Genomic DNA, 14,755 nt, shown 5'->3' on the forward strand with positions numbered 1-14,755 from the left:
TTGATTGGCGCGGTAGAGCGGTACTGTAGAATTAGAATTGCTGCGTTGTTTTCAATTTGGGGGTGAAGCTTGTCTTATTCTTGGCGTGTTCTAGCGTTGTGTTTGTTGTTGCCCCTAGTTGCGGTGCAGGCCGATGAACCTGTGAGTTTGACTAAGGCGCAATTGGGTCAGGTGTTATATTTCGATGTTAATTTATCGAAAAACCGCACTCAGTCCTGCGCGACCTGCCATAACCCAGAACATGGTTTTATTGATAACCGAGAAAGCCTTCTTAATGGCATGGTGTCGCTTGGCGATGACGGTACTTCTTTTGGTGACCGCAATACACCAACCGCCTCATACGCTAGTTTTATTCCGGTATTAACGCTGAACGATGCCGGTGAGTTTCGCGGCGGCCAATTTTTAGATGGTCGTGAGCGTGATTTAGCCGGACAAGCCGGTGGCCCGCCGATCAATCCGATTGAAATGGGCATGGCCAACAAAGCCGAAGTTGTTGCTCGGCTGCAAGAAAACCCATTTTATCAGCAGGTGTTTGCGCAACTCTATGGCGACGATGTGTTCTCCGAGGTCGATCAGGCTTATGCCGCTATGGCTGATAGCATTGCCGAATTTGAAAAAACCGATTTCTTTTCTCCGTTCGACTCCAAATACGACCGCTATTTAAAGGGTGAACTGGAATTAACCCAGCAAGAGCAATTAGGTGAGGCGCTGTTTTTCTCTGACCAATTTACCAATTGTAACGCCTGTCATCAGCTTAAGCCCTTTCCCTCAAGCCAAGGCGAAACCTTCAGTAATTACGAATACCACAATTTAGGTGTGCCGGTGAATAATGCGGTTCGCGCCGCTAACGGCTTAGGTGCTGATTTTGTCGACCCTGGTTTGTTGGCGCACCCTAGAATTAATGATGAAAACCAAGCCGGAAAATTTAAGGTGCCAACATTGCGCAATGTCGCGGTAACTGCGCCTTATATGCATAACGGTGTTTTTAGTGATTTACGCACGGTTATTCTGTTTTACGATAAATTCAACAACAGTACTCGCACTGTTAACCCTGAAACGGGTTTGCCATGGCAAGCGCCTGAAGTGGCAAAAAATCTGGCGCTCGAAGATGAAGAGTTTGATGCGCCAGCCCTCAGTGATAAAGAAGTCGACGCGCTTGTGGCTTTTTTAGCAACCCTTACCGATCAGCGATATGAGCATCTATTACAGGATGCGCCTTAGGTATTGGCGCGTAGATGACTACTCTATGGGCGTCTTTTCGGCTGCGTTTTGGCGATTGGGTCGTTGTTATCTAAAAAAATAGATCGCTATATCTGATTTATTGGGCTTATTGCCGCCGCCATCTGGTTGTTAAAATAGACTGTAATTATCTAATGTGCCCTTATCAGTGCATTTTTTTATGTTTACAATCCAGTACCCTTGATAAAAGCAGGGTTTTCTTGCATTGTCTTATTATTCGATAATGAGAGTCATTATCAATTATGACAATAACCCACACTGAGATGAATATGAAATTTAAACAGAGAGTGCTGCTTTTGTTGGTTGGTCTATTGTGTCTTGGCCAAGTGAATGCAGCGGATAAACTTAAAGTGGTTACGACCTTTACCATCATTCAAGATATGGCACAAAATGTTGCTGGTGACGCGGCCGATGTGGTTTCGGTGACACGAGCAGGTGCTGAGATTCACGATTATCAGCCAACGCCAAAAGATATTGCACGTGCTCAGGATGCCGATTTAATTCTATGGAACGGCATGAATTTGGAGCGTTGGTTTGAAAAATTCTATACCAATATGGATAAAGTGCCTTCGGCGACCTTAACTCAAGGGATCCAGCCTATTTCTATTTACGGTGGGCCTTATACCGGAAAGCCGAATCCGCATGCTTGGATGTCGACCTCTAATGCACTGGTGTATGTAGAAAATATTCGTGCTGCCTTTGTCGAACATGATCCCGATAATGCGGCAACCTATAACGCCAATGCAGCAGCTTACTCGGAAAAAATCTCGGCCTTAGATGCGCAGCTGCGAGCTCAGTTTGAGCAAATTCCAAGTGATCAAAAATGGCTAGTGACCAGCGAAGGCGCATTTAGTTACCTAGCGCATGATTATGGATTACAGGAAGCCTATTTATGGCCGATTAATGCTGATCAGCAAGGTACGCCACAGCAAGTAAAAAGCCTGATCGATACAGTGAACGAGAATAAAATCCCAGTGGTCTTTAGTGAAAGTACGATCTCACCAAAAGCGGCGCAACAGGTTGCACGCGAAACGGGCGCCAAATACGGCGGCGTTCTGTATGTCGACTCGCTTTCTAAAGCCAATGGCCCAGTACCAACCTATCTTGATTTATTAACAGTCACGACAACAACCATCGTAAAAGGTTTTCAATAATGTTTAACGAGACCGGCGAAGTCTATGTGCCCTGTATTCACGCGAGGAATGTCAGTGTTGTTTATGGCAATGGCTTTAAGGCGATCGAAAATGTCAGTTTTGAACTCAATGGCGGAACCATTTGTGCTTTGATGGGCATCAATGGGGGCGGCAAGTCGACGCTGTTCAAAAGCATCATGGGTTTGGTGAAAACCCACTCCGGTGAAATTAGCCTGTCCACACTTTCTGTTGCTGATGCGCTTAAGAAAACCATGGTGGCTTATGTTCCGCAGTCGGAAGATATCGATTGGGATTTTCCGGTTCTCGTTAAAGAAGTTGTCATGCAAGGTCGTTTTGGCTACATGAATTTTTTACGTCGGCCGAGCAAAAAAGATCATGAGGCTGTTGAAGCTGCGATGCAGCGATTAGGTGTCGACCATCTTAAAGATCGCCAGATCGGTGAGCTTTCAGGCGGTCAGAAAAAACGAGTGTTTTTGGCTCGAGCCTTGGCGCAAAAAAGCATGATCATTTTATTGGATGAACCTTTCACCGGTGTCGATTTCAATACTGAAAATGTCATTATGGATTTGCTGCAAGAATTAAAAGCCGCTGGGCATTTAATTTTAGTCTCAACGCATAACTTAGGTAACGTTCCAGATTACTGTAACGAAGTGATCTTTATTAATCGGACAATTATTGACTCTGGTGCAACTGAAGCCGTGTTTAACCAAGAAAATATCAAGGCGACTTTTGGTGGTGTTTTAAGGCAGGTCGGCATTCCTCAGTCGACGTTGCACACGGATGATGATGGACGTCAGGTGACGATATTTTCAGATCATGAAAAACCAGCGGTGTTTTATGGCGATCCTGGTGAAGGTTCTTCCGTCGTGACAGAATCAAAATAGGGTGGCCATATGTTAGATGTTCTTATCGAGCCTTTAAATTATGAATACATGCGAAACGCACTGTTTGCCAGTGCGCTTATTGGCTGCGTGTGTGCATTCTTATCGGCTTTTTTGGTGCTCAAAGGCTGGTCATTAATTGGCGATGCGTTATCGCACTCGGTTGTTCCGGGTGTCGCGGGTGCTTATGCGTTGGGTTTGCCTTTTTCTATCGGCGCTTTTTTTGCGGGTTTTTTAGCGTCCATGAGCATTGCGGTTATTCGTAAACTCTCCAGCTTGCGAGAAGATGCCATTATCGGCTTTGTCTTTACTACCTTTTTTGCCGCGGGCATGCTCATTATTTCTCTGAACCCCACATCGATAAATATTAATGCGGTGATCTTGGGGAATATTTTAATTATCAGTCAGTACGATCTTTATCAGATTGTCGGCATCTGTCTCGTCTCTTTAATTTTATTGTTATTGTTTTGGAAAGACTTAGCGTTGGTGTTTTTTGATGAAAACCAAGCCAAAATTTCCGGCCTTAAAGTACAAACCTTGAAGGTACTTTTTTTTAGTGTGCTGAGTGCCTGTGTCGTAGCATCACTGCAAGCTGTTGGCGCTATTTTGGTGATTGCTATGGTGATTACTCCCGGTGCAACGGCTTATTTATTAACCGATCGGTTTTCAAAAATGTTGGTGCTGGCTTGTGCTATTGGTGTTTTCAGTAGCCTTATTGGTACTTACCTCAGTTATTTTGTGGATGGCGTGACAGGCGGTTTGATCGTCTTAACGCAAACGGCGGTATTTGCCATTGCACTTATTTGCTCGCCTAAATATGGCTTAATAAAGGGCAACAAATTAACCAAGCCTGCGTTAGGCGATAAAGCCAATTCGCATTTGCCAGAAAATTCGTTGGAGCAAAAATTGTGATCGCAGATATCGTTTCTTGGTTTGCAGAACCACTCCAGCATGGCTTTATGCAGCGGGCAATATTCGTTGGCTTATCGGTCAGTTTTGTTTGTGCGGTGTTGTCTTGCTTTTTGGTGCTCAAAGGCTGGGCATTAATGGGCGATGCGATTTCACATGCCGTACTACCAGGCATTGTTGTTGCTAGTTTAGTGGGTGTGCCATTAGTGATTGGCGCATTTGTTTCCGGCTTATCTTGCGCACTATTAACGGGTTACATCAAAGATCACAGCCGGCTTAAAGAAGATGCAGTTTTAGGTGTGGTGTTCGCCGGAATATTCGCATTAGGTCTGGTGATGTTTACCAAAGTAGAAACGGATCAGCACCTTATGCATGTGTTATTTGGCAATATGTTGGGTATCACCGGTTCGGCGATGTGGCAGTCGTTAGCGATTTCGTTTGTAACGTCGATTATCGTTTTACTTAAATATAAAGAATACATGCTCTATTGTTTTGATCATGTACACGCGCAAGTTTCTGGGCTGAATGTTAAGTTCTTGCAGTACTCTTTATTGGTTATGCTTTCGTTAACGATCGTTGCGGCGATGCAGGTGGTTGGCGCAATTATGGTGATCGCTATGTTGGTGGGGCCGGGCATTATCGGGCTGGTGGTTACTAAACGATTTTCTTATATGTTGACGATCGCCATCAGTGCTTCTTGTTTATCGACTCTGATGGGAGCCGTGACCAGCTACCATTTAGACGCCTCAACCAGTGCCTGTATTATTTTATGTCAGGCGTTAATCTTTATTGTCGCGCTGAGCTATAAAACCTTACAGAATGCTTGGGTGACACGTTACGCTAAGGTGGCTTAGGCCACCTTTTTTAATTCCTGTGTTAGCTTTGCCCTTGTTGCTGTTGCGTTGCTGAATGTTATTCAGCTGAATGAAGCACAGAAACTCGGGATTTGTTTTTCCAGCTGCCTCGTTGCCATCGAATAATAACGATAATGGCGCGCGTCCACTCATCTAGGCTGACAGCAATCCAAACGCCAACCAAACCTAGACTCCAATGCAAGCCTAAGAAATAAGCGAGAACGACGCCGATCCCCCACATGCTGACAATGCCGATCTGTACTGGGAACACGACGTCGCCGGTGCCTTTTAAAGTATTAATGACAATCAGGTTAACCGCTCGGCCGGTTTCTAAGAAAAATGCCACAACCAGTAAGTGCGCGATAAGTCGTTGGGTGTTCGGGTCATTGGTAAAGAATCCAGCCAATGGCGTGCGTAGAGAGTACATCAGGCCGGTCATTAAAAAGGAAATGATCACCCCTGATATCCAGTAGTGATTGACATTGCGTTGCAGCTCTTCTTTGCGATTTTGGCCGACCATGTAAGAGGCTAAAATCTGCGAGCCGTTACCCATCGCCATGGCAAAAGCAAAAATCACTCGCTCTAGCGTTTGCGTAATGGTTGCTGCGGCAAGTGCGGCGGTTCCCAGTTGAGCAATAAAAAACATGATGGTGACTTGTGCCAAATTATAAGAAAGCCCTTCGCCTGCATTGGGTAAGCCGAGCTTTAAAATCGCCTTTAGACGTTTACGCTGTGTTTTAAATAGCCGACTAATAGCAAAAGGAACTTTGTGATGACGAATGAGACCGTACGAGACGACCGCAGAAAACAGTTGGCTTGCCACCGTGGCAATGGCAACACCGGCAACGCCAGTAACAGGAATACCAAATGGCCCAAACAACGCGATAAAGTTACCGACAGCGTTGAGTAGGCCAGACAGTAATTGAATGACCATGGGTGATTTACTAAAGCCATAGGCCCGCAAAATGGTCGCAAAACCAATGCTCAGTGCCATACCAATCGACAAGCTGCCGACAATCAATAAGTAGCCTTGAGCGTAAGCCTGAGGTACTGGCGCCATATTGTAGAGCCCAACAATAGGACCGCTGGCAAAGAAGAACAGCACGCCAACCATCACCGAAAAAATGAGCATCAGCAGAATGCCCGCTTCAGAATAGGCTTGCGCTTCGTCGGGTTGTTTGGCACCTAGGTGTTGGCCAATCAAAATAGCGCTGCCGGAGGCCACGACTAAAAAGCTTAAGATCATAAAGACAACAAATTGCCCCGTTAGCCCGATTGCGGCAACGGCTTCTTGTGAATACTGTGCGACCATGGTGACATCGATGGTCATAATGCTCATGCGTAACAGCGTTTCAATAAAGATTGGCCAGACAATGGTGCGAATATTCATTCGCTGACTTAAGTTAGATGCGTGTGGCAAGGTGGCTCCTAAAAGCGCTAGCACTGTAAAGCCGCGTACATTAAACCCAGAAAATGGTTTAACGCCGCGCGCTATTGTTGCGTTATCGATTGTTATGGCTGCTCAAAAGTAATGGGCAGGCGGTGTTAGTTGTCTTATTAGATCGCTGATTTTATCAGGCGTTATTATTGCGACATTCTGTTATTGCTTATTCTAGACGGGCAGATCGAGTTCAACCCTATTTATCGTCCAATATGATGGCAATAAATCAGTCCGCTAAGCATGACTTTCTTGGCGCTCTTGCTATTATACCGCGCTCTTTATTGCATATGTTTGGTTATTTTATGTCTAACTCGATTGTTCCAGGTACCCTGTATATTGTTGCGGCACCCAGTGGTGCTGGCAAGAGCAGCCTGGTCAATGCGCTAATAAAACGCTTACCCTTTGTTTATCTCTCGATTTCGCATACTACCCGGCCAATGCGCCCAGGTGAAAACGATGGCGAGCATTACCATTTTATTAGTGCTGAAGAGTTTATTGCTCGGGCCGATGATGCCGAGTTTTTAGAGCATGCCAAGGTGTTTGATCATTACTATGGCACGTCGCAAAAATATGTCCAAAATCAGCTCGACTTAGGTCACGATGTGCTGCTCGAAATTGACTGGCAAGGTGCGCAGCAAGTTAGGCATCTTATGCCAAACTGTAAGAGCATCTTTATATTGCCGCCGTCTAAAGAGGCGTTGCAAGAGCGCTTAGAAAAGCGCCAGCAAGACAGTAAAGAGGTGATCGCTCGGCGTATGCGTGATGCAGTATCAGATATGTCGCACTACGAAGAGTTCGATTACTTAATCATCAATGATGACTTCTACAAGGCGCTCGATGAGCTGTGCACTATCTTTGTCGCCAACCGAACGGTGACAGAGCAACAAAAACAGCGCCACGATGCGTTGATTAGTAAGCTTCTGAGCTGATAATGTTTGCTTAAGTGAACGATTTGCGTACAATTGCACGCCTTGCAAAATTGGCACATAGGAGAGCACCATGGCACGCGTAACAGTTGAAGATTGTCTGGATAAGGTAGATAACCGTTTTGAGTTAATCATGGTCGCCAGTAAGCGCGCCCGCCAGATTGCCAACGATGGCGCAGACCTGATGGTAGAAGAAGACAATGACAAGCCAACGGTCATTGCTTTACGCGAAATTGCTGAAGGTAAGGTTAACGCCTCAATCTTAGAAGAAACCGAAGAGTAAGCCATTACTCAGTTTGTTTGTCGTTGTTAGTAAACCGTAAACAACGCTTATAAATGATAAAGAACCGGACTAATGTCCGGTTTTTTATTGCCGTTTAAAAGTGATCTAATACACTATAGAAGTGATCAGATATATTATAAACGATGCTTTAACCCTAAGGTTAAGCGCCTTTCTTCCACCACACGAATGGTATTGCTTTGTCCACTGTACATGACTTGGCTTTAAGGTTAGAAGATTACTTAACGCCAGAAAAGATCGCCCGTGTTAAGCGTGCTTACTTCTATGCCGAGCAGGCACATGAAGGCCAGATGCGGCGCAGTGGTGAGCGTTATATTACCCATCCATTGGCGGTGGCCAATATCCTTTCTGACATGCATATGGATCATCAAAGTTTGATGGCTGCCATGATGCATGATGTTTTAGAAGATACCTCCGTTTCTAAAGAAGCCATGATTGAGCAGTTTGGCGAAGGCGTTGCTGAGTTGGTCGATGGCGTTTCTAAACTGACTCACCTTGAGTTTGAAAGTAAGCTTGAAGAGCAGGCAGAAAACTTCCAAAAGATGGTCTTGGCGATGTCGAAAGACATTCGAGTCATCCTTGTGAAGTTGGCCGACAGGCTACATAACATGCGCACCATGAGTGCCATGCCACCTGAAAAGAAGCGCCGTAAATCGCGTGAAACACTGGAGATTTTTGCTCCCATTGCATTGCGTTTAGGCATCAATGACTTACGTGTTGAGCTGGAAGATTTATCCTTCGAGGCCATGTACCCGATTCGGGCAGAGCGCATTCGTTCGGCGATTAAAAAACAGTTTGGTGCCCGTAAAGAGCTGGTGAGCATTATTCAAACGGCATTGAGTAATCGTTTATCAGAAGAGGGTATCGATGCCGAAGTTCAGGGGCGAGAAAAGCACCTCTATTCGATCTACCAAAAGATGCGCGAAAAGCGCAAGTCGCTAAAAGAAATTCTCGATGTTTATGCATTCCGTATCACTACCGATTCGATAGACTCCTGTTATCGAATTTTAGGGGTTGTGCACAACCTCTATAAGCCGATTCCAAATCGCTTTAAAGACTATATTGCTATCCCCAAAACTAACGGCTATCAGTCGTTGCATACCACCTTGATTGGCTTAAACGGCGTACCTATTGAAATTCAGATTCGTACGCGTGATATGGAAGATATGGCCAACCACGGCATTGCTGCCCATTGGCTTTATAAAACCGATGAGAATCAATCGACCCAAACGCACCTTCGAGCGCGACGTTGGGTTAAAAACCTATTAGAAATGCAAGAAAGCGCGGGCGACTCGTTAGAGTTTATTGAAAACGTCAAAATCGACCTGTTCCCGGATGAAATCTATGTGTTTACGCCCAAAGGTCGCATTATGGAATTGCCGAAAGGGGCAACGCCGATCGATTTTGCCTACGCCGTTCATACCGATATTGGCAACAGCTGTGTTGGCTGTTTGGTTAACCGCAAGCTTGCACCATTGAGCCAACCGCTAAGCAGCGGTGATTCCATAAAAATTATTACCACGCCTGGCGCACGGCCAAACCCGGCTTGGTTGAACTTTGTCTTTACTGCTAAGGCCAGAACCAATATTCGATCATTCCTAACGCGTATGGAACGAGAAGACGCCATTGGTTTGGGTAAAAAGCTACTCGATACTCAGTTGGATTTATTGGATCGTAACTTTGAAAGCATACCCGCGCATGTATTAGAGGCGGTGCTTGAGGAGTCCTCACTGCGCGATGTTGATCATCTATTTCAAGAAATTGGTCAAGGTAATAAAACCGCTTACATGGTGGCGCGGCGTTTAGTGCAGTTGAACAGCGAAGAGCTGACTACTGGGCAGGCTTCTTTGACCATTCAGGGCAACGATGGCTTATTAATATCGTACGCCAAATGTTGTCGCCCAATTCCTGGCGACCCAATTGTCGGGGTGATGAGCAAAGGTAAGGGCATGGTGGTGCATGTTGAGCATTGCCGCAACATTATCGATTTGCGTGATGATCCCGACCGCTGCTTGGATTTGCACTGGGATAAATCGATGGAAGGTGAGTTCCAAGTTGAGATCCGACTCGACTTGCGAAACGCTCGCGGTGTCTTGGCCAGTGTTGCTAATGCCGTCTCGCATGCCGATGCCAATATTGAATCTATTCAGATGCAAGATGTCGATGCCAGTAATTCGAGAGTGTCGATTGTTGTTGCTGTCACTGGACGTAAACATTTGAGCCGAGTTATTAAACGACTGCACGCCTTGCCTTCGGTGTCTAAGATCGATCGAGTTTAAATAAAGCGTCAGCACCTCCGCCGAGCTTTGCGTTTAGGTTAAAGTATCAGCTTATCGGCATTTGCTCTGTCATAAAGCTTGCTGATTTGGCTGCGATACTGTTTAGGTTAAGAAATATAAGCCTCTTAAGTTAAGAAATATAAACTTCAGTTAGGTTAAGCAGTATAAATATCGGTTACGCAAATTAAGTATCGGCTACATACATAATAAGTAGTCGTTGTATTGTGCGGGTCATTTGATTTCAATCGCTAATGGCTTTCCAGATTGTCTCTTATAATGGCATATTCTTTATTATTTTAAGGCGCTGTTCATGTTACGACTATTATCTTCTTTTGTGCACTCACGCGGTTATTGGTTTGCCGTATTGGCGGTTGGTGTTGGTATCGAAGCTGTTGCGCTCTATTACCAACATGTCCTAGGCGAACCACCCTGTGCGCTGTGTATTCAGTCACGAGCCTTTGTGTTGCTGGGTGTTTTATTTGGCTTGCTGGGTGTTGTAGGAGCACGACTATCGTTGTTGCGTTACGCAGCTCAGTTAGGTTTGATCGTATCGTTGGGTTTTTTATGGCGCGTTAGCCGCGAGGCCGTTTTGGTTGAGCGTGGCTTAATGGAGTCGACCTGCGGTATGGACCCTGGCTTCCCAAGTTGGTTGCCGTTAGATCAATGGTTGCCACAAGTTTTTGAAGTGTGGACCATGTGTGGTTATACACCGGATTTTATTTTCGGTATGACCATGGGTGAAGGATTACTGTACGGTACGGTTACGTTATTTTTTATCGCAGCCGCTGCATTGTTAGTGCAGTTATTAACCTCATTAGGTTTCCGTCGTATGGCGTAATTGAGCGTTACTTATAGCCTAGGCGGAGAATATTAGGTTAAGGCGGAAAGTGTTTTGATTAGGAGTTTTTTATGCAGCAGAAGGTTGTAAGCCGCTATTCTCGAGCTGTCACAGCAAGCTTATGTATTGCGTTATCTGGCCTTGCGGCATGTGAAACCTTGCCAGCCGATTGGTTATATATGTCTGGTACAGGCAGCTGGCTTTCACGTTCTCAATCGATTAATGAAAAAATCACCTCTGTACCACTGCCGTTAGATAATGTCAGTGCTGATAACTTTTGGTGGCAAACAGAAAAGCCAAACAGCCAGCTGGTGTGGCGTGCTAATAGCCAAAACTCGTTGCCTGCATTGGGTAGCGAAGTCTTGATTCAAGGTGCGCCTGAAACTTGGCAGGTGGTTGATGCCAGTGCTGATATGTTGGTGCTTAAGCGCGGCTCGCGTTTGCGTTATTGGCCGAGAGATCAATGGTATCAATTGGAATGGGTTGAGGCTGAAGCCGATAGCAGTTTTTCTTTTCAACTTATACAGCAGAACAAACAAGCCAATAAACTGCAGTACGCTTGGTGGGATGCAAAAGTTTCGGCCGAGGTGCAATATCGGTTGAATTTGGACAAACGCCAGCCTTCGCTAACGCAAGAATTGTTAGTCCGTAATGATAGCCCGTTCGACTTAACAGCATCGGGTTATAGCTTCTCTCAAGTTGCGCAGCGCCAGCCGATTTTAATGCGTACCACAACGGCTTTAGCAGAAAATGATTCAGCTATTTCTGTGCCGGTAGAAAGCCAAAGTCAGGGCTTGCCTCTGTTAGTTTCAGATAAGGAGGTTTATTTACCTGCGAATTCTAGACAGTGGCTACCGGTTTCGACGACACCATTGCAATCTGTGGCACGCCATTATCAAATTAATTGGGATAGCAGCCAGAGCGGCACTCTCTCGTCACAATACTCATTGAAGCTGGCCGCGAAGCAATCCTTGCCTGCGATCTCAGGTGATGTCAAAGTCCCTTTGTTTGATCATAAGCTAGCGATGCTAACCAGCTACTATCAGCCCAGCAGTGACACACAGGCAGAGCTGTCGTTAGGTGAAAGCCAATTGGTATCGCTCAATGCAGAAGCGCGTGGCAAAGGCCGTTGGCTTTTGGAGACGGTTAACCGTACCGATGAGATGGCAGAAATATCCTTAACGCTGTCGCATTGGGATGGTAAGACGCGTCGTAAGGTGCCACTTAAATTACGTCTTCCGGCTGGCGATACAAAGCAATATAACGTCACGGTCAATTCGTTAGGTCAGCTGCAAGTTAACTAAACCTACTCAACCAGATCGAGGTTGAAACAGCGCGTTGACGTTCTTCTGCAACGGCAGAATAAAAGTCGTTCTAAAAACGTCAACGCCATCTTGTCAAAACACCATCGTTATCCTGTGCCTGCTTGATTGAGTTTCGGTGTAAAACTCTTACACTGCCGCTTCTGTATTTTAATCGTTAAGAACGTTTGGTTGCGTTATCGGCGTTGTTCTTCTGCCTTATGTTAGTTGAAGATCTGTCCTGTTAGCGTGCCAGCCGAAGTCACATAATCGGCATAGGTAAGGAATTAGCACGCATGGCACAGCATACCGTTGAAAAAATAGGTGGTACTTCAATGAGCAATTATTCCGCAGTGCGGGATAACATTGTTCAGGTTTCACGCCCACAGTCACAAATGTATCAGCGGATTTTCGTTGTCTCTGCTTATGGCGGCATGACCAATGCGTTACTCGAACACAAGAAAACACGAGAGCCAGGTGTTTATGCGTTGTTCGCCAATAACGACAGCGATTGGCAGTGGAGCGAAGCTCTGACCGATACCGCCAAAAAAATGCGCCAGAAAAATGCTGAGCTTTTTCAGCAACCGCACTTACTCAAACAGGCCGATCAATTTATAACTGAACGCATGGAAGGCGTTCGTTCTTGCCTGCTGGATTTACAGCGTGTTTGTTCCTACGGTCATTTCCAAATCAATGAGCACCTAGCAACGGTGCGTGAAATGTTAGCCGGAGTTGGTGAGGCACACAGTGCTTTTAATACAGCGCTATTATTGCAAGCCGAAGGTGTTAATGCGCGCTTTGTTGATCTTTCTGGTTGGCGGGAACCGGATAATCTACCGCTGGATGAAAAAATCAAAACGGTCTTTTCACGTTACGACTTCGCTAATGAAATGCCAATTGTTACTGGCTACACCCAATGCCAAGAAGGTTTGATGGGCACTTTTGATCGTGGCTACTCAGAAATTACCTTTAGCAAAATTGCTGAGCTAACTGACGCACGCGAAGCGGTTATCCACAAAGAATATCATCTGTCTACGGCGGACCCACTGGTGGTCGGTGAGCACAATGTGAAACCGATTGGCCGTACCAATTATGATATTGCCGATCAACTATCGTTGATCGGTATGGAAGCCATTCACCCTAAGGCGGCGAAAGGACTGCGCAAGCAAAGTATTCCGCTGCGTGTTAAAAATACCTTTGAGCCTGAACATGACGGCACGCTGATTACCAATGACTACCGCTCGCAAACGCCTCGTGTTGAAATTATTGCCGGTATTCGCCATGTCTATGCACTGAATGTCTTTGACCAAGACATGGTTGGTGAGCCGGAGCAATTTATTGAAATTCAACGTCTAGTTCAGGAGTTTAATGTCTCCTTGCTCGCTAAAGAGCACAACGCTAATACTGTGACGCTTTATTTGGATACCGGCATGAAAGTGGTTGAGCGTATTCAGGCGCGTTTAGAGCGATACTTTCCAAATGCAGAGATGAGCAGCCGCAAAGTGGCGATGGTTTCAGTGATGGGTTCAGATATGAGTGTGCCAGGTATTCTTGCCAGCATGTCTGGTGCGTTGGCTGATAAAAACATCAACGTCATGGCGGTTTATCAGGGCATTCGTCAGGTGGATGTGCGTATCGTTATAGAAGAAGACCATTACGATGCCACCATTGCCGCTTTGCATGAAGCGTTGATTGAGCGGCCAGGCTATTCGGTGAAAGCTGCCGGCTAAGGCAGCGCACCACAGACTTGGTTTCGACCTGCTTTCTGTGCAGTGACCAAGCGCTGGTCGGACATAAACACCAATTGCTCAACACTTTTGTTGGGCTCCCACTCAACAATGCCAGCGCTAATGGTGATTGGCTGTGGAAATTGGTTCCACTTCAGCTCAAAGATTAGTTGCCTAACCTGATTCACCTTAACCAGTGCCTGATGGCTATTGGTGTTCGGTAGTAGCACCAAAAATTCTTGGTTGCCGTAGCGGGCGCAAATAGTTTCTTTGTTAAAGTTCTGCTTAATGATTTGAGCGACTCGAGCGAGCACTGCATCGCCTAGATCATGGCCGTAGGTATCATTGATCCGTTTAAAATGATCGATGCCGATAAGCGCGACTGAAAAGGTCGCATTAATTTTTTTGGTGCTGTTGTAGAGTTCATGCAGCTGTTGAATTGCATGGCGGCGATTATACAGGCTGGTGGTTAGATCGAGTGTATTGGCGTTGCTTGCCTGCTGGCGAAATACCATCAGCTCTTCGACTAATTCTGTCACCTCAGTGAGTAGCAGAGTCTTGATATTGCTGTCTTGGTCATCGACTAGAAGTTTTGTACGTACCCAGCAGCTGTTTTGATGCAAGCTAATGCCCAGATACGGCTCTTCTAACGACTGCTCCAGTACTGCTTCGATGCTAATGCTTTGGTAGTCGCGATCGTAGAGATAGAGGCTGCGCTCTCGAAGCCATTGATCGTCCAGTACGCGTTGGCTTTGGTTTGAACCAAGCCAAAATAATGCTAATTCGCTGGCGGCGATCAATTGATGCTGCTGATTGAATTGAATCACCGCCGTGCGGCTGGCATCAATAATCGTGTTCGCTTGCATTGAGAAGTCTGTATTAAGTTGTTTCACCGCGTTTCCTTA

General features: G+C 45.8%; 13 protein-coding genes. 11 read left to right on the forward strand and 2 right to left on the reverse strand.

Annotated features, from left to right (window positions below; translation table 11 throughout):
• Positions 1 to 69: 69 nt before the first annotated feature.
• The 5 genes from FME95_RS09840 (at position 70) to FME95_RS09860 (ending at position 5,037) form a co-directional block, all read left to right on the forward strand.
• Positions 70 to 1,221: a cytochrome-c peroxidase gene (locus FME95_RS09840; RefSeq protein ID WP_147714209.1), complete on the forward strand. Its 1,152-nt coding sequence runs from the start codon at positions 70 to 72 to the stop codon at positions 1,219 to 1,221.
• 287 nt (positions 1,222 to 1,508) lie between these two features.
• On the forward strand, positions 1,509 to 2,393 hold the full coding sequence (locus tag FME95_RS09845) for a metal ABC transporter substrate-binding protein (RefSeq protein ID WP_147714210.1): 885 nt from the start codon (positions 1,509 to 1,511) through the stop codon (positions 2,391 to 2,393).
• Complete coding sequence (locus FME95_RS09850; RefSeq protein ID WP_147714211.1) at positions 2,393 to 3,277, forward strand: metal ABC transporter ATP-binding protein; 885 nt, start codon at positions 2,393 to 2,395, stop codon at positions 3,275 to 3,277. The genes FME95_RS09845 and FME95_RS09850 overlap by 1 nt, the downstream gene beginning before the upstream one ends.
• Positions 3,278 to 3,286: 9 nt before the next feature.
• A complete protein-coding gene (locus FME95_RS09855) occupies positions 3,287 to 4,186 on the forward strand; it encodes a metal ABC transporter permease (protein ID WP_147714212.1) in 900 nt (299 codons plus the stop codon).
• On the forward strand, positions 4,183 to 5,037 hold the full coding sequence (locus FME95_RS09860; RefSeq protein WP_246109348.1) for a metal ABC transporter permease: 855 nt from the start codon (positions 4,183 to 4,185) through the stop codon (positions 5,035 to 5,037). Before FME95_RS09855 ends, FME95_RS09860 begins: the two co-directional genes overlap by 4 nt.
• A gap of 58 nt (positions 5,038 to 5,095) precedes the next feature.
• Here the strand turns inward: FME95_RS09860 and FME95_RS09865 are convergent, their stop codons facing one another.
• Complete coding sequence (locus tag FME95_RS09865; RefSeq protein ID WP_147714213.1) at positions 5,096 to 6,457, reverse strand: MATE family efflux transporter; 1,362 nt, start codon at positions 6,455 to 6,457, stop codon at positions 5,096 to 5,098.
• Between the two features lie 323 nt (positions 6,458 to 6,780).
• Between FME95_RS09865 and gmk the strand changes: the two genes are divergently transcribed.
• The 6 genes from gmk (at position 6,781) to FME95_RS09895 (ending at position 13,853) form a co-directional block, all read left to right on the forward strand.
• Positions 6,781 to 7,407: a guanylate kinase gene (gene gmk / locus FME95_RS09870; protein ID WP_147714214.1), complete on the forward strand. Its 627-nt coding sequence runs from the start codon at positions 6,781 to 6,783 to the stop codon at positions 7,405 to 7,407.
• Between the two features lie 70 nt (positions 7,408 to 7,477).
• Entirely contained in the window at positions 7,478 to 7,687 is a 210-nt protein-coding gene (rpoZ, locus tag FME95_RS09875; RefSeq protein WP_147714215.1) for a DNA-directed RNA polymerase subunit omega, read from the forward strand.
• A gap of 197 nt (positions 7,688 to 7,884) precedes the next feature.
• Positions 7,885 to 9,984 (forward strand): RelA/SpoT family protein, encoded by a 2,100-nt coding sequence (locus FME95_RS09880; protein ID WP_147714216.1) that lies wholly within the window; start codon positions 7,885 to 7,887, stop codon positions 9,982 to 9,984.
• 310 nt (positions 9,985 to 10,294) lie between these two features.
• The gene (locus tag FME95_RS09885; RefSeq protein ID WP_147714217.1) at positions 10,295 to 10,822 is read left to right on the forward strand and encodes a disulfide bond formation protein B; all 528 of its coding nucleotides are present in this window, start codon (positions 10,295 to 10,297) and stop codon (positions 10,820 to 10,822) included.
• A gap of 71 nt (positions 10,823 to 10,893) precedes the next feature.
• Entirely contained in the window at positions 10,894 to 12,126 is a 1,233-nt protein-coding gene (locus tag FME95_RS09890; protein ID WP_147714218.1) for a hypothetical protein, read from the forward strand.
• 293 nt (positions 12,127 to 12,419) lie between these two features.
• On the forward strand, positions 12,420 to 13,853 hold the full coding sequence (locus FME95_RS09895; protein WP_147714219.1) for an aspartate kinase: 1,434 nt from the start codon (positions 12,420 to 12,422) through the stop codon (positions 13,851 to 13,853).
• Here the strand turns inward: FME95_RS09895 and FME95_RS09900 are convergent.
• Positions 13,850 to 14,743, reverse strand: coding sequence for a GGDEF domain-containing protein (locus FME95_RS09900; RefSeq protein WP_147714220.1), 894 nt, complete (start codon positions 14,741 to 14,743; stop codon positions 13,850 to 13,852). The genes FME95_RS09895 and FME95_RS09900 overlap by 4 nt on opposite strands.
• Between the last annotated feature and the right edge of the window lie 12 nt (positions 14,744 to 14,755).

It is taken from the genome of Reinekea thalattae (assembly GCF_008041945.1).
GTDB lineage: Bacteria > Pseudomonadota > Gammaproteobacteria > Pseudomonadales > Natronospirillaceae > Reinekea > Reinekea thalattae.